The 18043-nt window shown below is 58.7% G+C and carries 18 protein-coding genes; 7 read left to right on the top strand and 11 right to left on the bottom strand.

The genetic code is table 11. From position 1 onward, the window contains the following. Positions 1-338 precede the first annotated feature (338 nt). From CZ203_RS10275 to CZ203_RS10265, 3 genes are read left to right on the top strand one after another with little or no spacing between them, the layout of a single operon-like run. On the top strand, positions 339-884 hold the full coding sequence (locus CZ203_RS10275; protein WP_159456466.1) for a DUF1836 domain-containing protein: 546 nt from the start codon (positions 339-341) through the stop codon (positions 882-884). Between the two features lie 13 nt (positions 885-897). Continuing rightward, complete coding sequence (locus CZ203_RS10270) at positions 898-1608, top strand: hypothetical protein (protein WP_087066004.1); 711 nt, start codon at positions 898-900, stop codon at positions 1606-1608. Positions 1609-1638: 30 nt separating this feature from the next. Next, the gene (locus CZ203_RS10265) at positions 1639-3054 is read left to right on the top strand and encodes a flotillin family protein (RefSeq protein ID WP_087066003.1); all 1416 of its coding nucleotides are present in this window, start codon (positions 1639-1641) and stop codon (positions 3052-3054) included. A gap of 55 nt (positions 3055-3109) precedes the next feature. On the opposite strand, the gene trxA is transcribed toward CZ203_RS10265, so the two are convergent. Then, a complete protein-coding gene (gene trxA / locus CZ203_RS10260; protein WP_087066002.1) occupies positions 3110-3424 on the bottom strand; it encodes a thioredoxin in 315 nt (104 codons plus the stop codon). A gap of 84 nt (positions 3425-3508) precedes the next feature. Next, complete coding sequence (locus tag CZ203_RS10255; protein ID WP_087066001.1) at positions 3509-4171, bottom strand: Crp/Fnr family transcriptional regulator; 663 nt, start codon at positions 4169-4171, stop codon at positions 3509-3511. 165 nt (positions 4172-4336) lie between these two features. Here CZ203_RS10255 and CZ203_RS10250 point away from each other — a divergent pair, with 165 nt between their 5' ends. From CZ203_RS10250 to CZ203_RS10240, 3 genes are all read left to right on the top strand, one after another. Further along, entirely contained in the window at positions 4337-4999 is a 663-nt protein-coding gene (locus CZ203_RS10250) for a TVP38/TMEM64 family protein (RefSeq protein ID WP_087066000.1), read from the top strand. Positions 5000-5140: 141 nt separating this feature from the next. Continuing rightward, the gene (locus CZ203_RS10245; protein ID WP_087065999.1) at positions 5141-6976 is read left to right on the top strand and encodes an NAD(P)-binding protein; all 1836 of its coding nucleotides are present in this window, start codon (positions 5141-5143) and stop codon (positions 6974-6976) included. Next, positions 6970-8733: a [FeFe] hydrogenase, group A gene (locus tag CZ203_RS10240; protein ID WP_087065998.1), complete on the top strand. Its 1764-nt coding sequence runs from the start codon at positions 6970-6972 to the stop codon at positions 8731-8733. Before CZ203_RS10245 ends, CZ203_RS10240 begins: the two co-directional genes overlap by 7 nt. 106 nt (positions 8734-8839) lie before the next feature. On the opposite strand, the gene CZ203_RS10235 is transcribed toward CZ203_RS10240, so the two are convergent. From CZ203_RS10235 to glgB, 9 genes are all read right to left on the bottom strand, one after another. Beyond that, positions 8840-10525 (bottom strand): polysaccharide deacetylase family protein, encoded by a 1686-nt coding sequence (locus CZ203_RS10235; RefSeq protein WP_087065997.1) that lies wholly within the window; start codon positions 10523-10525, stop codon positions 8840-8842. A gap of 111 nt (positions 10526-10636) precedes the next feature. Then, on the bottom strand, positions 10637-11122 hold the full coding sequence (locus tag CZ203_RS10230) for a hypothetical protein (protein ID WP_087065996.1): 486 nt from the start codon (positions 11120-11122) through the stop codon (positions 10637-10639). 75 nt (positions 11123-11197) lie between these two features. Continuing rightward, the gene (locus CZ203_RS10225; RefSeq protein ID WP_087065995.1) at positions 11198-12412 is read right to left on the bottom strand and encodes a class I SAM-dependent methyltransferase; all 1215 of its coding nucleotides are present in this window, start codon (positions 12410-12412) and stop codon (positions 11198-11200) included. Between the two features lie 69 nt (positions 12413-12481). Further along, positions 12482-13051, bottom strand: a complete 570-nt coding sequence (locus tag CZ203_RS10220; protein ID WP_087065994.1) for an ABC transporter ATP-binding protein — start codon at positions 13049-13051, stop codon at positions 12482-12484. Continuing rightward, entirely contained in the window at positions 13035-13817 is a 783-nt protein-coding gene (locus tag CZ203_RS10215; protein ID WP_087065993.1) for an ABC transporter permease, read from the bottom strand. The genes CZ203_RS10220 and CZ203_RS10215 overlap by 17 nt, the downstream gene beginning before the upstream one ends. Next, a complete protein-coding gene (locus CZ203_RS10210) occupies positions 13814-14803 on the bottom strand; it encodes an ABC transporter substrate-binding protein (RefSeq protein WP_087066239.1) in 990 nt (329 codons plus the stop codon). The genes CZ203_RS10215 and CZ203_RS10210 overlap by 4 nt, the downstream gene beginning before the upstream one ends. Positions 14804-14808: 5 nt before the next feature. Then, on the bottom strand, positions 14809-15057 hold the full coding sequence (locus CZ203_RS10205) for a TM1266 family iron-only hydrogenase system putative regulator (RefSeq protein WP_087065992.1): 249 nt from the start codon (positions 15055-15057) through the stop codon (positions 14809-14811). Positions 15058-15233: 176 nt separating this feature from the next. Beyond that, positions 15234-15773 carry a rubrerythrin gene (rbr, locus tag CZ203_RS10200; RefSeq protein WP_087065991.1) on the bottom strand — a complete coding sequence of 180 codons (540 nt, stop codon included), beginning with the start codon at positions 15771-15773 and terminating at the stop codon, positions 15234-15236. A 117-nt stretch (positions 15774-15890) separates the two neighbouring features. Further along, complete coding sequence (glgB, locus tag CZ203_RS10195; protein WP_087065990.1) at positions 15891-17663, bottom strand: 1,4-alpha-glucan branching protein GlgB; 1773 nt, start codon at positions 17661-17663, stop codon at positions 15891-15893. 192 nt (positions 17664-17855) lie between these two features. Here glgB and CZ203_RS10190 point away from each other — a divergent pair, with 192 nt between their 5' ends. After that, the gene (locus CZ203_RS10190) at positions 17856-18017 is read left to right on the top strand and encodes a DUF1540 domain-containing protein (RefSeq protein WP_087065989.1); all 162 of its coding nucleotides are present in this window, start codon (positions 17856-17858) and stop codon (positions 18015-18017) included. Positions 18018-18043 lie beyond the last annotated feature (26 nt).

Here is an 18043-nt window from a genome sequence, read left to right as displayed (position 1 = left end):
TCTCCCCATATCCCGCTTTATACTCTGCAATCATCTTGTATTTATATATTATTCTTTTACATTTTGAAACACAATCATAAAACAACGCTTTGAATTTATATTTTACGCTTTTGTGTTGTCTCATCTTCAGCAAGTTCAATGTGAAAGCATAAAATATTAATTAAAGCACGTTTTTAATAGCTTTTTACAATGCGCCCAAAAAGGTATTTCGAGGTTCGACAAAAATATACAAATTTTAGCGCAGTAATTCTGCATTCCTGCTGCTTGCGGTTCACATGAACCTATGATAAGGTTTAGTTACCATCAGATGTAAAATTCAGATTGTGGGAGGCGGTGTTGTGGTTACATACATCCCGGGTACGACCCTGCCCTACCCCCGAGGGGCTGAAAGCGCGTTTTCCGTGATCCTTCCGCTGATTACGGCAGCCGGCGGGCTGAGCTTGTCCCAAGTCAGCGCGATTACCGGCCTGGAAGGCTCGACGGTACAAAACTGGGTAAAACGCCGCTGGGTTCCGAAGCCGGTCGATAAAAAGTACGGCCTTGCACACCTGCCGCGTATCCTGCTCATTGGGGCGCTGCGCGATAACCTGCAGATTGAGCAAATTGTCGCGCTGATCTCCTACGCGACCGCCCCTGTGGGAACCGGTACGGTTGCGATGACCGAGGCCGGCCTGTACGACTGCCTTTGCGCGGCTGTACGCGGCTTGCCCTTATCCGGCGACGGTATCCTGGACGCGCGCGTGCGCGCACTGGCGCAGGCGCGCTGCGGGAACGACGGCATGCTGCAAAAACGTCTGGAGGAGACGTTGTCCGCCATGTCCATGCTCTATATCGCGGGCGTGATCAAACGGCGCGCACTCGATCAGATAAACCAATTTCTATAAAGGAGGCTTTACTATGGAGGCACTCGCGCTTTGGTGGCAAGGGATTTCCGGCATTGAACAGGCGTTCCTGTGCGTTGCAATCCCTGCAACCGTGCTCCTGCTGCTGCAAACCGTATTGCTGCTGTTCGGGCTGGCGGGCGGGGGCGGGGACGCCACAGAATTTGACCAGCCGGACCTGCCCGGCGACAGCCCCGATCTGGATATTTCCCTCCCCTACGACCCGGACGTGCCGGAGGATTTTTCGCTCGATCCTGGTACCGGCCTTGCAAGCGACGCGCCGGACGGTGATATGCCGGCCGAGCATGACGTATCGGGCGTGCGGCTGTTTACCGTACGCGGCTTTGTGGCGTTCTTTGCCGTCGGCGGCTGGTTGGGCGTCGCGGTGCTCGACGCCGGAGCCCCGGCGCCGCTTGCCGTACTGCTTGCGTTTGCGGGCGGCGCCGCTGCGCTCGTCGCCGTCGCCTTCCTGCTGAAATGGTCGCTTAAATTGCAGGAAAACGGCACCCTGCAGCTCCGGGAAGCGATCGCGCATACCGGGACGGTCTATATCCCGATCCCCCCTGCGCGCACGGGCACCGGCAAGGTCACCCTCACGCTGCAAAGCCAGTTCCTTGAACTGGACGCGATGACAGACAATGAAACCGCCCTGCCCACCGGCGCGGCCGTGCAGGTCGTCGGGCTGTTTTCCGGCAACATCCTGCTTGTCCGCCCACTGTCCTTATAAAAACATTAATTTATTAAAGGAGGCTTTCCTATGCAACCTAGCACCATTATCCTGATTGCGGTCGTTGCCGTGCTGCTGTTCTCCATGTTGCTCGTCATCCTGACCCGGTACCACCGCTGCCCTTCCGACAAAGTGATGGTGATCTACGGCAAGGTCGGCACAGACAACGACGGCTCAAACCGTTCTTCGCGCTGTATCCACGGCGGTGCGGCGTTTGTCTGGCCGGTCATCCAGGCATACCAATACCTAGACCTCACGCCCATTTCCATCAATGTAGACCTGACCAACGCGCTGTCCCATCAGAACATCCGCGTGGACGTGCCCTCCCGCTTCACGGTCGGCGTATCGACAGAACCCGGTGTGATGCAAAATGCCGCGGAGCGCCTGCTCGGCCTGAAGCTCAATGAAATCCAGGAGCTTGCAAAGGATATCATCTTCGGCCAGCTCCGTCTGGTCATCGCAACCATGGACATCGAGGAGATCAACACCGACCGTGACAAGCTGCTCGCCGCGGTCTCCCACAACGTGGAAACCGAACTGAAAAAGATCGGCCTGCGCCTGATCAACGTGAACATCACGGATATCACCGATGAATCCGGCTACATCGAGGCGCTTGGCAAGGAAGCCGCCGCAAAGGCCATCAACGACGCAAAGAAATCCGTCGCGGAGAAAAACCGCGACGGCGCGGTCGGTGAAGCGCAGGCCGTGCGCGACCAGCGTATCAGCGTCGCGGAAGCGAACGCCAGCGCGGTCGGCGGCGAGAACGAATCCAAGGCGTCCATCGCCGAGTCCGACGCCACCCTGCGCGAAAAGCAGGCGGAGGCGCTGCGCCGGGCGACGGCGGCTGAAAAAATCGCCGAAGCCAAGGCGCTCGAGGAGGCCTATGCGGCTGAAAAAATCGCCGAGGATGCGCGCGCCGCGCGTGAAATGGCGACCCAGCAGGCAAACATCATCGTAAACGCCGAAATTGAAAAGCAGCGCCTGGAACTCGAGGCCGAAGCGCAGGCCGAACAGGTGCGCCGCAAGGCGCGCGGCGATGCGGACGCAATCTTCGCGACGCAGGAAGCGCAGGCGCGCGGTATCCAGGCCATCCTGGAAAAACAGGCCGAAGGCTTCTCCAAGGTCGTCGAGGCCGCCGGCGGGGACGTCAACGCAGCTATCCAGCTCATGCTGGTGGACAAGATCGAAGACCTTGTCAAAATCCAGGTGGAAGCCATCAAGAACCTGCAGATCGATAAGGTCACGGTCTGGGATTCCATGGGCGGCAAGGACGGTTCCCCAACGACCGCCAACTTCCTTTCCGGTATGCTAAAATCCATCCCACCCCTTCAAGATACGTTCCGGATGGCAGGGGTCAACCTGCCGGACTTCCTTGTCGGCAAGGGCGAACCTGCGCCCCCGACCGTAACCGAGGCCGCGCCGCCTTCGGAAGCGCCGCAGCCATAAACAGGCCAAAAAAGCCCGCGACCCCAGATGGGTTGCGGGCTTTTTTATCACTGTTTTATAGGGAATCAATCATGCGCTGGACGGCGGCCTTGGGCTGTGCGCCAACGGTAGACGCCACCGGCCGGCCGGATTTCATCAGGATCAGCGTCGGGATGCTCATAACCCCGAACTGCGCGGCAAGCTCAGGCTCTTCGTCGATGTTGATTTTACCGACAGCCACCTGGCCTGCGTTTTCCTGCGCGACCTCTTCCACGACCGGCGCAAACATTTTGCACGGCATGCACCACGGCGCCCAGAAATCGATCAGTACAGGCTGTTTCGAGGAAATTACCTCTTGGAAATTGTTTTTCGTAATAGAAATTGCAGACATTTTGCATGCTCCTTTCGGTTCTTTCTTGTTGACTATAGGATACTGCAAATTTAGCCCGCTGACTGTGACGAAATCACAGTGATTTCACCGAAGGCTGTCCCCCGCAATTTGCCCGAGCGCCTCCGCGTCTGTAATGGTGACGCCTCCGCGGGAAACGGCGACCGCCCCCTCGTTCTGCAGGTACTTGAGCATGCGCGTCACGACTTCTCGGGCGCTGCCGAGATGGCGCGCAATGGCCTCGTGCGTGATTTTCAGTTCCGCCGTGCCGGCGAGCGCGCTCTCCTCAAGTAGGAACGCCGCGACCCGTGCATCCATCCTTTTGTATAAAACCTGATCCATCAGCCACATGACGTCGGAAAAGCGCGACGCCATGACCTCGTTGGTATAATTGGCGACCGCGGCGGACTGCTGCATCAGTTCCTGATAAACCGAAGAGGGGATATGCAGGAATACCGTATCGCGTTCCGCCTGGACGGAAACGTCGAACGCGATGCTGTGCAGGACACAGGAGGCGGAAAACAGGCATATATCCCGGTCGAGCAGGCGGTAAAGCGTTATTTCGCGCCCTTCCTCGGACAGCATATAGGCGCGGAGCTGCCCCTCTTTGACCAGCAGCAGGCCGACGCAATCCTCAGAGCCGTTATGCAGCACCTCGCCCTTTTTCGCGTGGCGCTCGGTCACGGCATTGCGCAGCAAGGCCTGCTGCACGGCGGTAAGTTTGTTCCAAAACGGGAAATATTCCTTCATGTACCCTGTCCCCTTCCGGCGAAATACTTCGGTAGACCATGCTATTATAACAGCCCGATACGGAAAACGCAAATCACTGTCCCCATGCTGTATTTTTCGTCACATCGCCACTTTGCAAGCGGGAGGAATCGATTTATAATGGAGATATAAGGGAGGTGACAGCCCATGAAACGGAAACATTGGGGCCTCCGGCTGCTGCGCGCTGTTCCCCTACTCATGATGCTTTCCTGTATCCTGTTTATCGGTGTACGCGCCCGCGGTATGACGGTCGAGGAACTCCAGGCGGTGATCCCCCATAGCTATTTGGCGGCTGCGCTTGTCCTGCTGATGCTTTACGCACTCAAGGCGCTGTCCGTCCTCTTCCCCATCGTGGTACTGCAGGTCTGCGCCGGCCTTGTCTTCCCGCTGCCGCTCGCCCTGGGGGTGAACCTTGCAGGCGCGGCGCTCGAAGCGACCCTGCCCTATTGGATCGGGCGTTTTACCGGCGCGCAGTCCGTGACCGCGCTGCTCCAAAAATACCCCAAGGCGCAGCGCGTTACGCAATTCTATCAGGGGCGGGAACTGTTTTTCTCCTTCTTTATCCGCGCAATTTCCTGCCTTCCGCTGGATGCAGTCAGCCTCCTGCTTGGCGCAATGGGGCTTTCCTATCGGAAATACCTCGCCGGTTCCGTCGCCGGCATGCTCCCGGGGATGGTTGCGGCGACCGTGCTTGGCCGCACGGCCACACGCCCGGGTTCCCCCCTTTTCTGGTGCGCCTTGGCTTTCCTGGCCGGCGTGGCGCTGGCTTCCGCCCTAATTTACCGCCGCGCCTTAAAAAAACAAACATAGCGGCCTTACCCGCGCAGCTTTCGCTGCGCGGGTTTTATTATATGTTTTTCCCGACCCGGTTAACGCTTGACCTTTCTGTGCCTGTACCGTAAAATAAAAAATAGATATAATGCATACAACATTATGAAATGGGGAGAAAACTTGAGCAGACTGATTATCGAAACCCCAAATCGCGCGCAAATGGTCGTAGAAGGCCTATATCGCGATCTGGAACGGCGGATTATCGCAAGCCCGCCCGGCCTATGCCCTGTGGATATGGCAGCCTCCTTTTTAAAGCTGTGCCATGCGCAAACCTGCGGCAAGTGCGTCCCCTGCCGCATCGGCCTTGGCCAGCTTGCGCACATGCTCGAGGAGGTGCTCGACGGCAACGCGACCATGGAGACGATCCAGCGCATCGAGCAGACCGCGCAGGTCATTGCGGATTCCGCGGACTGTGCCATCGGCTTCGAGGCGGCAAACATGGTTTTACGCGGCGTGCGCGGGTTCCGGGACGATTATATCGAGCATGTCACCAATAACCGCTGCAATTCCGGGCTGACGCAGCCCGTACCCTGCGTTTCGATGTGCCCGGCCAATGTCGATATCCCGGGCTATATCGCCCTGATCCATGAAAAGCGCTACGCGGACGCGGTGCGGCTGATCCGCAAGGACAACCCCTTCCCGACGGCCTGCGCCCTCGTGTGTGAACATCCCTGCGAGGCGCGCTGCCGCCGCAATATGGTAGACGACGCAATCAACATCTGCGGCCTGAAGCGCTATGCCGTCGAACAGGCCGGCGAAGTCCCCGTCCCGGCCTGCGCCAAGCCAACCGGCAAACGCGTCGCGGTGATTGGCGGCGGCCCCGGCGGGCTGACCGCCGCGTATTTCCTGTCCCTGATGGGGCACCACGTCGAGGTCTTTGAACAACGCGCCCAGCTTGGCGGCATGCTGCGGTACGGCATCCCAAGCTACCGCCTGCCGCGCGAGATGCTCGACCGTGATATCCGCGCCATCCTTTCCACCGGCGTCACCGTACATACCAATATCTCCATCGGGCGCGACCGCAGCTTCAGCGAAATTGAGGGCGCGTTCGACGCGGTCTTTATTTGCATCGGCGCCCATATCGACAAAAAGATCGGGATTGAGGGCGAAGAGGGCGAGGGTGTCCTGTCGGCCATGGAAATGCTCCGCGAAAACGGCGACGGCCAGACGCGCGACCTCTCCGGCAAGCGCGTCTGCGTCATCGGCGGCGGCAACGTCTCGATGGATGCGGCGCGCTCGGCGATCCGCATGGGCGCGGACTCCGTTTCCTGCGTATACCGCCGCCGCGTGGAGGATATGACCGCGCTCAACGAGGAGATCGAGGAAGCCGCCGCGGAAGGCTGCAACATTATCCCGCTGCAAGCGCCCGTCCGCATTGAACTGGACGGTTCCGGCAAGGTCTGCGCGCTGTGGACACGTCCACAGATGATCGGCCCGGTCGGCGCGGACGGCCGCCCGCGGCCAGTCAACGCGGGCGAAGAGGATCGGCGCATCCCCTGCGACCTCGTTATCGTCGCGATCGGGCAGGGCATCGATTCCTCCGCATTTGCAGAAGCCGGCGTGCCGACGGTGCGCGGCGCAATCAGCGCGCTGCCTGACAGCCTGGTCAAAGGCCATCCGCATGTCTTTGCCGGCGGCGATGCCGTGACAGGCCCCTCGACCGTCATCCGCGCCATTGCGGCCGGCAAAGTGGCCGCCGCCAACATTGATTCCTATTTGGGCTTCCGCCATGTCATTGACACCGGCGTATCCATCCCCCCCGCACGCCTGACCTCCGTCCCGGCCTGCGGCCGCGTCAACCTCGGCAGCCGGGACTTTAACGAGAGCCGCCAGGACTTCGAGCAGGTCGCGATATGCATGACCCACGAAGAGGCGATGCAGGAATCCTCCCGCTGCCTGCGCTGCGACCACTACGGCTACGGGATTTTCAAAGGAGGGAGACAGGCGCAATGGTAAATTTAACGATCAACGGGAAGAACGTCCGCGTGCCGGAAGGCACGACCATTATGGACGCCGCCGCCTCGGTGGGCATTTCCATCCCTTCACTCTGCTATTTAAAAGGTATAAATGAAATTGGGGCGTGCCGCGTCTGCTGTGTCGAGGTCAAGGGGGAGGCGCACATGGTCCCCTCCTGCAACAACCCGGTCAAGGAGGGCATGGAGGTGCTCACCAACTCCCCGCGCGCCCGCGCGACACGGCGGGTCAACGTTGGGCTGATCCTGTCGCAGCATGATTGCCGCTGCGCAACCTGCGTGCGCTCGGGCACCTGCAAGCTGCAGCGTCTGGCAAACGACCTCGGCATCCTCGATACGCCCTATGCGCCCGATCTGCCGCGCACAGACAGGCATCCTTGGCCTGCGATGTTCCCGCTGCAGCGCGATCCGCGTAAATGCATCAAGTGCGTGCGCTGCGTGCAGGTATGCGATAAGATCCAATCGCTGAATATCTGGGAACTGACCGGCTCCGGCGGGCGCACAACCGTGGACGTCTCGCTCAACCGCCGGATTACCGACGCGGACTGTTCGCTGTGCGGCCAGTGCATCACCCATTGCCCCACCGGCGCGCTGCGTGAACGGGATGATACGCAGCATGCCTTTGACGCGCTTGCCAACCCGCATGTGACGACCGTCGTACAGATCGCCCCTGCCGTGCGCACCGCCTGGGGCGAACCGTTCGGGCTTCCGCCGGAACAGGCCGATGTCGGGCGGCTCGTCACGGCGCTTCGCCAAGTGGGCTTTGACTATATTTTTGATACGGTTTTTTCCGCAGACCTCACGATTATGGAAGAAGGCAGCGAGTTTTTACGGCATTTCCGCGAAGGCAAAACGCGCATTATGCCGCTGTTTACCTCCTGCTGCCCGGGCTGGGTGCGGTTCCTGAAGTCCCAGTTCCCGGAGTATACGCCGTGCCTGTCCACCGCGAAATCACCGCAGCAGATGTTCGGCGCAGTCTCCAAAAGCTACTTTGCGCAAAAGGCCGGCGTAGACCCGCGCTCGGTTTATAGTATTTCCATCATGCCCTGCCTTGCGAAAAAGGCGGAATGCTCCCTGCCCACCATGCACGACCCTGCGTACGGCGCGGATGTGGATCTTGTCCTCACCACCCGCGAACTTGACCGGCTGCTCCGTGCAGAGCATTTGCCGATTGACCGTATGCCCCCCACGCCGCCCGACAGCCCGCTGGGGACCGGCACCGGTGCAGGTGCGATCTTCGGCGCGACCGGCGGCGTAATGGAAGCCGCCCTGCGCTCCGCCTACTTCTTGGCGACCGGCAAGAACCCCGCGCCGGACGCGTTCCAGAACGTGCGCGGTATGGACGGCTGGCGCGAAGCGGAGTTTGACCTCGCCGGGGATACCGTCCGCTGTGCGGTTGCGCACGGCCTTGGCAATGCACGCCGCTTGCTGGAGGCGCTCCGGACGGGCGACGTACACTATGACTTCGTGGAAGTCATGGCCTGCCCAGGCGGCTGTGTCGGCGGCGGCGGGCAGCCCATCCTGGGGGACGACCAGGAGCGCGCCGCAGACCGCGCCGCCGTCCTATACGGCATCGACCGCCGGGCGCCCCTTCGCTTCTCCCATGAAAACCCCGAGGTGCTGACGCTTTACCGCGATTATCTCAATGCGCCGCTGTCGGAGATGGCGGAGCACTTCCTCCATACGGATCACGAGGGCTGGGAGATGCCAGCTGCGCCCATACGCCCCGATCTTGACTAATATGGGGACGGCCGGTATCCCGCAGATCATCTTTACACGGCTGAAAAGGGCAGGTACGGAAAAATCCGTACCTGCCCTTTTGTATCCGCTCTTTGCGTAAACTGTTTTAGCCCTTGATGTCGGTATATACCGTGCCAGGCTCCAGGGTAACGCCCTTGATCTGCGCGAGCTCATGCACCGTTACGAATGCGTAGCCCTGCGCCTGCAACTCGTCGATGGCCGCAAGCACGCCGTCCACTGTCGGCTGGTGCAAATCGTGCATCAGGACGATATCGCCGTCCCTTGCTTCATTGACAATCACCTTTTTGATACGTGCAGCGTCCCGGTATTTCCAGTCCAGCGTATCAACACTCCAGTTGATGATCGGGAGGCCGAGCTTCTTCATTTGCTCCTTAACATTATCCGTCACGGCGCCGCCGACCGGGCGTATCGCCGTCGGCCGCTGGCCGGTGTAGGACTCGATCAGCGCGCTGTTGCTGTCTACCTGGTTGTAAATCTCCTCCGGGGCAAGCTTGGAAAACTTCAAAGGATGATCCATCGTATGGTTGCCAAGCTCATGGCCTTCTTCGAGGTAACGTTTCATATGCGTGTGGAAATCCTTGATCCGGTAGCCGCACATAAAGAAAGTGGCATGCGCCCCGCGTTCCTTCAGGCCGTCGAGCAGCTTGGCCGTAAGGCCGGTCGCACCGCCCGTCGGGCCGTCGTCGAATGTAAGCGCGATATAGCCCTTCGCGTCCGGGATATCCGGCCGCTTGTCCGGCAGCTGCGCGCCCAGGGAAGTCATGTAGGTTTCCTGATCCGTGAACCCGTCCAGCTTTGCGGCGGTAAGCACAAACACGCCGCCGGACAGGCTGTCGTACTGCATACCGGTCACGGCAGCCAGCATTTCGCCCGGGAGATATGCCACCCCGTCCTCATCCGTAAACAGCGCCGCGCCGTCTTCGGCAATGGCCTTGCCATCGACCTTATTGCCCTGCAGCGAAACGGGTTTACCGTCAAACGTCACCGTATACCCATTATCTGCCGCCTCCGCCGCGCCGCCGATCGCCGCAAACGTGGCTTCCACAGGCAGGTAATCAACGCCGTCCTGGCTGACAGCACCCAAATAATGGTTTTCATCGGTCTTCAGCTCCACCTCCGTGCCGTTCCACAGGATCGTCCCGGAACCGGAACGCGCAACCAGGCTCTGGCTGCGCAGTTCATCGCGCGATGGACCGAGTTTTTCTTTTGCCGCGGCGATTTGCTGCTCCGTAGGCTCTGCGGGTTTGCTGCCGTTATCGAGGAAAATATAGGAACCTGCCTCCGCAGGGCTTGCAATATTCCATCCAAACGCTTCGCTTACCGCGCGGGCCGGCACATAAGCCACCCCGTCCTTTAGGATCGGCGGCGCATCCAGCGCGACGGTCTCATCCCCAACGCGCATTTCCGTGCTGCCGGCCGTCATCACTACCGAAAGCCCCCCTTCCGGCTGGGCCAGCGTTATGGCTTTGCTTTCCGGTTCCCATGCCACCGACAGCCCAGCTGTTTCCGCAAGCCAGCGCATGGGGAGCATGGCCACCCCGTTGTCCCGGTAAGGGGCGAGCGCAGTCCCGTCGTTTTCCGTAATGCGCGCCAGTTCGCCGTTATGTAAAACCATACTGTTATCAAACTGCAGTACAACTTCCTCCGTCGGCGCATGCGCCGCGACCTTACCCAGCAGCGGCGGTACGATCAGCAACGCCGCAACCACGATGACCGCCAGCGTCCCCAGCTGAACCGCCCTGCGCCGCCTGATTTTTTGTCTCCGTGTCAATTTATCGTCCTTCCTCTCTATCAGCCATACCTATCCTATCCCAATTGGGCAATACTCCCTATTTTATAAACGTATGAGCGCCGTCAAAAGTTCGCCGGCGCAACAGTTTTTTTATTCCTTTTTTATGTCCGCGGCATCAACGACCGCAATAGGCATATTGGTCCTCTGCGTCAACTGGATATCCGGGCTGTTGCCCACATATTTCGACGAGAAAATCCTTGCACCGCCCTCGCTGCCAAACAGGATCACGCGCTTGTCAAAAACGGCAAGGCCGTCGATGATCTGGGGACGGCCGACCGGGCACGACGCCTCGACGACGACGCGATAGAAAAACCGCACGTCAACCGTGTAGAAACCGCGGTTAAACGGAACCTTCTCCACATCGATACACACGCAAAGCAGCTCCGCCTGCCGTGCCTTTGCACTGATCGCACCGTGGTCGATAAACTCCTGGGAATCCGCCGTCAGGTACACGCGCAGGTCGCGGATGCATTCCTTGCTTTTGCAGGAGTCATAGACCTTGTTGGTGTGAATACAAACGGCCTCCCGGATGCAAGCGTTTCCACTTACGGGACCCGGGGTAATTTTTTCAGCCATGTATACTACCTCCACATAGTATTTTGAAGTATCACTTCATTAACAGACTATGCGGGGGGCGCGCGGTGGTGCCTGTCACCTGCCGGTCAAATCACTGTCAGAAATAAAAAAGCAATCTTCCTCCATGGCGGCGCAGCGGCGGTCGAGTTCCGAGGTCGTCCCCAGGATGCGGCGGACCGCCTCGTACTCCTGCTTTGCGCGCCCATTCCCATGCCCGGTACGCACTGCACGGATCAGGAGGTTCTTCGGCGTATCCAGAGGCGAAATATATTCGACGACCGAAACCTTATACCCTTCCGCCTCCAGCTTCAGCGCGCGCATGCTGTCCGTCAGCACATCGTTGAAACGCGCCTTAAACACGCCGTGCTTTGTCAGCGGCTCCAGCCCCGGCAACTGGTATTGCTCCAGCAGCTCCTTATGGCAGCAGGGCACGCAGGCAATATATTTGGCCTGCGCGCGGATCGCGGTCCCGAGCGCGAGGTCTGTTGCGATGTCGCATGCATGCAGCGAAATGACCGCCGTCACATTTTCAGGCGGCACATACTGCCGCAGGTCGGCCTGCTGGAACGTCATATTATGGTAACCGAGCCGCTGCGCCATACGGCGGCTTTCTTCCACAACATGCGCGTTGATATCAATCCCGATAATCCTGCATCGCCGCCCCAGTACCTCGCATAAATAGTAATTCATGACGAAGCTTAAATAGGATTTGCCGCAGGCACAGTCAAGCAGCAATATCTCCTGGCTGTCGTCCTTTTCAAACATCGGCGCAACGAGCTCGACATAATGGTCGATCTGGTTATATTTCCGGATCATATCGTTGCGGATCTTGCCGCTTTCGGTCAGGATACCGATCTCCCGCAGCAGCAGCGCGGCCTTGTCCACCCGGATCAGGTATTGCCGGCCACTGTCCAGCAACGGGTTCGCGGCGGCGGATGATTTTTCCTCCGTCACCGGCTGCTCGGTCTGCTTCATATTGACGCCGCGCGGCGTACAGGTAATCACGGTGGCTTTCCCGCGTTCGGTATAGGTCAGCACGGACTCCCCATATTCGGCCGCATGCGCCGCAAAAAAATCCGCGGCCCCCTGCGCCGATACGTCCTGCTCGGCACCCTGGAAGCGCAGCCGCCAGCCGGGATCACCCTCCGCGCGTTTGACCGACGCCGTAAATTTCTTCCCGCCCGCGCGAAATTCCATGGCGAGCGATACGAAATAATCTTTATTCTGCTCCAGCCGCGCGCTGATCCCCATCAGCAGCAGCCTAAGTTTGTTCTGTTCTCCCTTTTGCATAGCAGGTACTCCTTTTTCAGCTTTCCGTTACCAGTATAGCAATTCCTGCGCAAAAAGGACAGCGTTATTTTATAGAATTTGCGTCTGGAATGGCTCAGGCAAATTGTAACCTTCGTGCGAAACGATCACCATCGCCCTGCCCCGCCGTTCCCGGGTGATAAATCCCAGCATATGTTCGACGTTCAAACGGTCAAGCCCGGCAAAGGGTTCGTCAAGTACCACAAGTGCGCTGTCCGGCAGCAACGCCCGGACAACCGCGACCCGCCGCTGCATGCCGCCCGATAGCGTCCGCACAGGCTGATCCAGGCTGTCCGCAGGCAGCAGCGCGCCGAGTGCCTCCGCAATCTGCCTGTCCCCGATTTTGCGCGTGCACACCATCCGCAGGTTATCGCGCGCGTCCAGCCACGGGCACAACCGGTGTTCCTGGAACGCCGCCGTCATCTGGATGCCCGGGCGGCCTGTAATTTGCCCTGCATCCGGCTGCTCCAGCCCAAGCAGCAGCCGCAGTACTGTCGTCTTCCCGATCCCGGACGCGCCCTCCAGCCGCCAAATTTCACCGTCCCGCACCGCCCAGTTAAAATCCTGCAAGACCGGACGGCCATCATATGATTTACAGACGTTTTCAAACCGGATCTCCATAGCCGCCCTCCATCTTCCGCCTTAAGTAACGCAGCGCCCTTGCGATCAGCTTCTCCAAAACCAGGCTGATCGCGATAATCACGAGCGACCATGCAAACAGCTCGTCCACCGCCATGTAAAACTTGGAAAGGTAGAGCTGTTCGCCGATCGAATGCAGCGGCAGGCCGATGATTTCGCCCGCGATCCCCGCCTTCCAGCACATGCCGACCGACACCCGGCACCCCGACAGCACGCCGGGTAAAACCTGCGGCAAGTATAGGTACCGCAAACGTGCGGCAAACGGCACCCGGAACACCTGCGCCATCTCGTCAAGCTGGCGGTCAAGCCGTGACAACCCATCCTGTAAATTGATATAGGTCACCGGAAATACGACAAACCCAGCCACAAGTACGGAAATCCAGGCGGACGGCATCCATATCAGCGCGACGACCACAAAACAGGCCACCGGCAGGCTTTTCATCAGTTGGACCGCCGGCTCCAGCAGCGTCTTGGCCACCCGGAAACGGTGCGCAACGGCCGCGAGCAGCACCGCCGACACAAACGCGAGCAAAAAGCCCAGCGCGGACTTGCCAAGAGTGTGTGCAACGGACAGCCAGAACCCGCCCTGCCCTGCCAGGCGTGCCAGCGCGGCAACGGTACGGCGCGGGGAAGCAAAAAGGATTTTGGGCGCGCAAAAGCTGACGGCCTGCCAGGCCGCCAGCCAAAATATTGCAGCGAGCGTGCCCCGCGCCGCCTTTGTCCCTAATAAACTACGAAACCGGCTCATTTCTTATTTACGAAGTCCATTGTGTCGACCGCATAAAAGTTGTCGTCCGGCAGCGCGCCGCCCACCGCTTCGGGCGATATTTCATACAACGCCTCCAAATAGCCCTGCAGCGCCTGCTTCATCTCCTCGCCCTTCAGCGATACGATGCCGCAATTGGGGATCGCCTTCTGCGCGACTGGCGCCTTGACGATACCGCTTTCCTCTACGAGCGGCGCGGCTTCGTCGGGATGTTCCTTCACAAACTGCGCGGATTCCGCGTGGTCGCTCAGGAAGGCGTCCATCGCCATCGGCTCGAATCCCATACGCGAAACCGTGACGCCCGTGACCAGGTGGCTGCCGTCCTGCGCGACCTTGTCCCACTCGTCGCCCAGATGCATCACAATTTGGAGCGTATCGTTTTGCGTGGTGGCAACCGTGGCAAACGGCTGCGGCAGCAGGCCGACCGCGCTCGCGTCCTGTGTCAGCGCGGCAACAACTTCCGCGGCCTCGCTTTTAAAATCAATCTGCATGTCGTCCATCGAAAGGCCGTTCTTTTCCAGCACATAACGGAGCGCATATTCCGGCGTGGTGCCCTTGCCGGTCATATAAACCTTTTTGCCCTTCAGGCCGGCAACCGACTGCACGGCCGTGTCGGCGGTCACAAACTCCAGTACGCTGAGCGTGTTCACGCCGATTACGCGCACCTGGCCTTCGGTCTTCTGATATAGCGTCGCGGCGACATTGGCGGGCACGAGCGCAATATCGACCTCGCCCTTGACGAGCAGCGGCACGATTTCGTCCGCGCCTGTATACAGGTCAAACGTATAGATCCCCGGCTGTCCCTTATAAGTATCCATCATTTTGACCATGCCGATCGCGGTCGGCCCCTTGAGCGCCGCCACACGGGTCGGGCCGGCCGGCGCGGCGGCTGCCTCAGGCTGCTTTTCCGCGCCGCAACCCGCCAGTGCCATGGAAAGCAGCAGCAACGCCGCCATAAACTTCTTCATCAAGGTCATTTCTCCTTTACATACTGTGTTTTGACCTGCACGCCCGCGATCCGCCCCAGCTTGCCGCTGAGCGCGCTGATCAGGTCGCCCGGCGCGTCGATAATAATGCTGATCAGGGACAGCCCCTTACCGCGGTACGGCACGCCGAGCCGTCCGACAATATAGTCCCCATATTCATGCAGCAGCGTGTTGACCGTAGCGCTGCAATCGCGGTCGTCCACCACGATCCCGATAAAAGCAATCCGAGATTCCATCGATAACCGTTCCTCCACAAAAGAAAATGCGTCCTGCACCCATTAGGGTACAAGACGCATTTTAACCGTTTCTTTCAGGATTTAGTCGTCTTCCCTCGCAGGCACAGCCTTTGATATCAGATTTGCAAATACGTTGTAAACCTCACCCGCGGGGAAATCCTTAGGCTCGGAAAAAATCAATAGTTCTGCGCGCGGAGCTGGAAGTAGGACTGCGGATGCGCGCAAACCGGGCAAACCTGCGGCGCCTGCTTGCCGACATGGATATGGCCACAGTTGGAGCACTGCCAGATCATCTCGCCGTCACGGGAGAATACCAGGCCGCCCTCTACGTTGGCGAGCAGCTTGCGGTAGCGCTCCTCGTGCTCCTTCTCGATCTTGGCGACCTCAGAGAACAGGAAAGCGATATGGTCGAAGCCCTCTGCCTCCGCTTCCTTCGCAAAGGTGGCGTACATATCGGTCCACTCGTAATTTTCGCCCTCTGCCGCGTCAAGCAGGTTGGCCTTGGTATCGGGCATGCCGTCGTGCAGCAGCTTGAACCAGATTTCCGCGTGTTCCTTTTCGTTTGCGGCGGTCTCTTCAAAAATATTTGCAATCTGTACAAAGCCGTCCTTGCGTGCCTTGCTTGCGTAATACGTATACTTATTGCGTGCCTGGGATTCACCTGCAAATGCTGCCAGCAAATTGGCTTCCGTCTTGCTACCCTTTAATTCTGCCATGATAAAGACTCCCTTCACATTTAAGATTTCGGATAAATTCAGGAATAATTCTTGTTATTATAATACCTTTCCGCTCCCCATTTGTCAAGCACATTTTACCAACTTTTCGAAAATAAATCACCGTTTGAACGCGCACCCGCCGTATCCGGGCAAACGGAGCGTCAAACAGCCCCCTGCCACCTGCTTTTCCCCGTTCGTCAGGCCAGCCCCGCCGAACGCCTTATCCTCTGTGGACAGGGCTTCCCGCCACAGGCCGTCACGCACCCTGACGGAGAGGTGCAGGCAAGGCTGCCCGCTGAAATTCAGCGCGACCACGACCGGCTCCCCCTGCAGGCTCCGGCGTTCATAGACGAAGACGCCGCCGTCCGTATGCAGCCAGCAGAACCCCTCCGGATGCAGGTCGGTTTCGTATAGCGCGGGTTCCGTGCCGTACCACCTGCTGACAGCACAGAAGAACCGGTTAAACTGCGCGTGCCCCAGGTTATCCAGCAAATCCCAATCAAGCTGGCGCGCCTCGTCCCACTCGCGGACCGCCGCAAACTCGTTGCCCATGAAGTTCAGCTTCTTCCCGGGATGCGTGAAAAAATACAGGTACAGGGCGCGCGCCTGCGCGAGCCTTTGTTCCAGCGTGCCGGGCAGCTTATTCACAATCGTATTTTTACAGTGCACGACCTCGTCATGGGAAAACGGCAGGATGTACTTCTCCTGATAGAAATACTCCGTAGACGCGGAAATCCGCTCCTGCCGCCGATTGCTGCCCGCCAAGTAGCGGAACGTATCGTTCATGAAGCCGAGATCCCATTTATAGTCGAAGCCCAGCCCGCCATAAGGCACCGGCGCAGTCACCTTCAGGTACATGGAGGAATCTTCCGCAATCAGCATGACGTCCGGCCATTTCTGCCCAAGGGCGTAATTTGCGTTTTTGAGGAACCAGACGCCCGCTTCATTCACGCCGTTTTCCGGCCGGCCGCCATGGTAAATCAGGCAGGATACCGCGTCATACCGGACGCCGTCAATGTGGTAATAGGCCATCCAGAAATCCAGGGCGGATTTCATGAAGCTGAGCACATGCGGCTTTGTATAGTCGAATAACGCCGTCCCCCATTCGGAAAACCGGCGCGCCTCATCCTCGCTCTCATATAGGAAGCTGCCGTCAAATTGATGCAGTGCGTAAAAATCCGTTACAAAGTGCAGCGGGACAAAATCCAAAATCACGCCGATCCCGGCCTGATGGCAGCGGTCGACAAACTGCATCAGCTCCCGCGACCCGCCATACCGGCTGGTCGCGGCAAAATAGCCCGTGCACTGGTACCCCCAGGAACCGTCAAAGGGGTGCTCTGTCAGCGGCAGCAGCTCCACATGGGTATAGCCGCCCGCTTTCAGATAAGGGATCAGGCTGTCTGCCAGCGCGGTATAGGACGGCATGCCCTGCCCGTCCGGCCGCTTCCATGAGCCTGCATGCATTTCATAAATATTGAGCGGACGGCTGAAGTTTTTGTCACGCGCTGCCAGGAATGCCCCATCGTGCCACTCATACCGCGTGACGTCGTAAACGACCGACGCGGTATCCGGCCGCACTTCGCTATAAAACGCAAAAGGGTCGGCGCGGTCATACACCTCGCCCGCCGAAGTCGTGACGCGGTATTTATATTTCATCCCTTCCGGGATATCGCGTACAAATATACTCCAGACGCCCTCCGGGGTACGCTCCATCCGCCAGCCCTGCCAGTCGTTGCACTCCCCAATGAGCTGCATGCCGGCGGCAGCCGGCGCATAGACGGTAAACCGGACGCCGTCCTGCCCATACTCGTGCGTAAAATGCGCGCCGAACACTTCATATCCCGTCGTCGATGCGCCCTGCAGGTATTCCAAAATCTCTTGCCTTGCCAATCAGCCGCCTCCTTCCAATATTCCCTGCGTACGATACGCTTTTATGCAAATATTACAAACGAAGTGCAAATTTACAGTTCTATTGTAACACACTTTGTCCAATCCCGCTCAAATTTTTTTGAATTTCTGCCTGTATACTTTGCCGTAACAAAGGCATACTAGCTTTGTAAAACCACAAAGGAGGTCTTTAAAATGGATAAGGCAAATAAGAGCATCCGTTGTACGGTGCAGCAGTGTGCAAACCACTGCAACTGTGACGACTACTGCGCACTGGACTGCATCACTGTTGGTACGCATGAAGCGAACCCGACGGTAGACCAGTGCACCGACTGCATGTCCTTCAAGCGCAAGTAAGCTAAGGCCTGCAGCCAAAAAGAGGA

It is taken from the genome of Intestinibacillus massiliensis, assembly GCF_900155735.1.
GTDB lineage: Bacteria > Bacillota > Clostridia > Oscillospirales > Butyricicoccaceae > Intestinibacillus > Intestinibacillus massiliensis.
Note: the sequence above shows the minus strand (reverse complement) of the source record. Positions and strands in the feature narration are given on the sequence as shown.

Coding starts and splice junctions, on each gene's coding strand:
- CZ203_RS10270 (WP_087066004.1), top strand. CDS start 898: ATGGAGGCACTCGCGCTTTGGTGGCAAGGGATTTCCGGCATTGAACAG.
- CZ203_RS10265 (WP_087066003.1), top strand. CDS start 1,639: ATGCAACCTAGCACCATTATCCTGATTGCGGTCGTTGCCGTGCTGCTG.
- trxA (WP_087066002.1), bottom strand. CDS start 3,424: ATGTCTGCAATTTCTATTACGAAAAACAATTTCCAAGAGGTAATTTCC.
- CZ203_RS10255 (WP_087066001.1), bottom strand. CDS start 4,171: ATGAAGGAATATTTCCCGTTTTGGAACAAACTTACCGCCGTGCAGCAG.
- CZ203_RS10250 (WP_087066000.1), top strand. CDS start 4,337: ATGAAACGGAAACATTGGGGCCTCCGGCTGCTGCGCGCTGTTCCCCTA.
- CZ203_RS10240 (WP_087065998.1), top strand. CDS start 6,970: ATGGTAAATTTAACGATCAACGGGAAGAACGTCCGCGTGCCGGAAGGC.
- CZ203_RS10230 (WP_087065996.1), bottom strand. CDS start 11,122: ATGGCTGAAAAAATTACCCCGGGTCCCGTAAGTGGAAACGCTTGCATC.
- CZ203_RS10225 (WP_087065995.1), bottom strand. CDS start 12,412: ATGCAAAAGGGAGAACAGAACAAACTTAGGCTGCTGCTGATGGGGATC.
- CZ203_RS10220 (WP_087065994.1), bottom strand. CDS start 13,051: ATGGAGATCCGGTTTGAAAACGTCTGTAAATCATATGATGGCCGTCCG.
- CZ203_RS10215 (WP_087065993.1), bottom strand. CDS start 13,817: ATGAGCCGGTTTCGTAGTTTATTAGGGACAAAGGCGGCGCGGGGCACG.
- CZ203_RS10210 (WP_087066239.1), bottom strand. CDS start 14,803: ATGAAGAAGTTTATGGCGGCGTTGCTGCTGCTTTCCATGGCACTGGCG.
- CZ203_RS10205 (WP_087065992.1), bottom strand. CDS start 15,057: ATGGAATCTCGGATTGCTTTTATCGGGATCGTGGTGGACGACCGCGAT.
- rbr (WP_087065991.1), bottom strand. CDS start 15,773: ATGGCAGAATTAAAGGGTAGCAAGACGGAAGCCAATTTGCTGGCAGCA.
- CZ203_RS10190 (WP_087065989.1), top strand. CDS start 17,856: ATGGATAAGGCAAATAAGAGCATCCGTTGTACGGTGCAGCAGTGTGCA.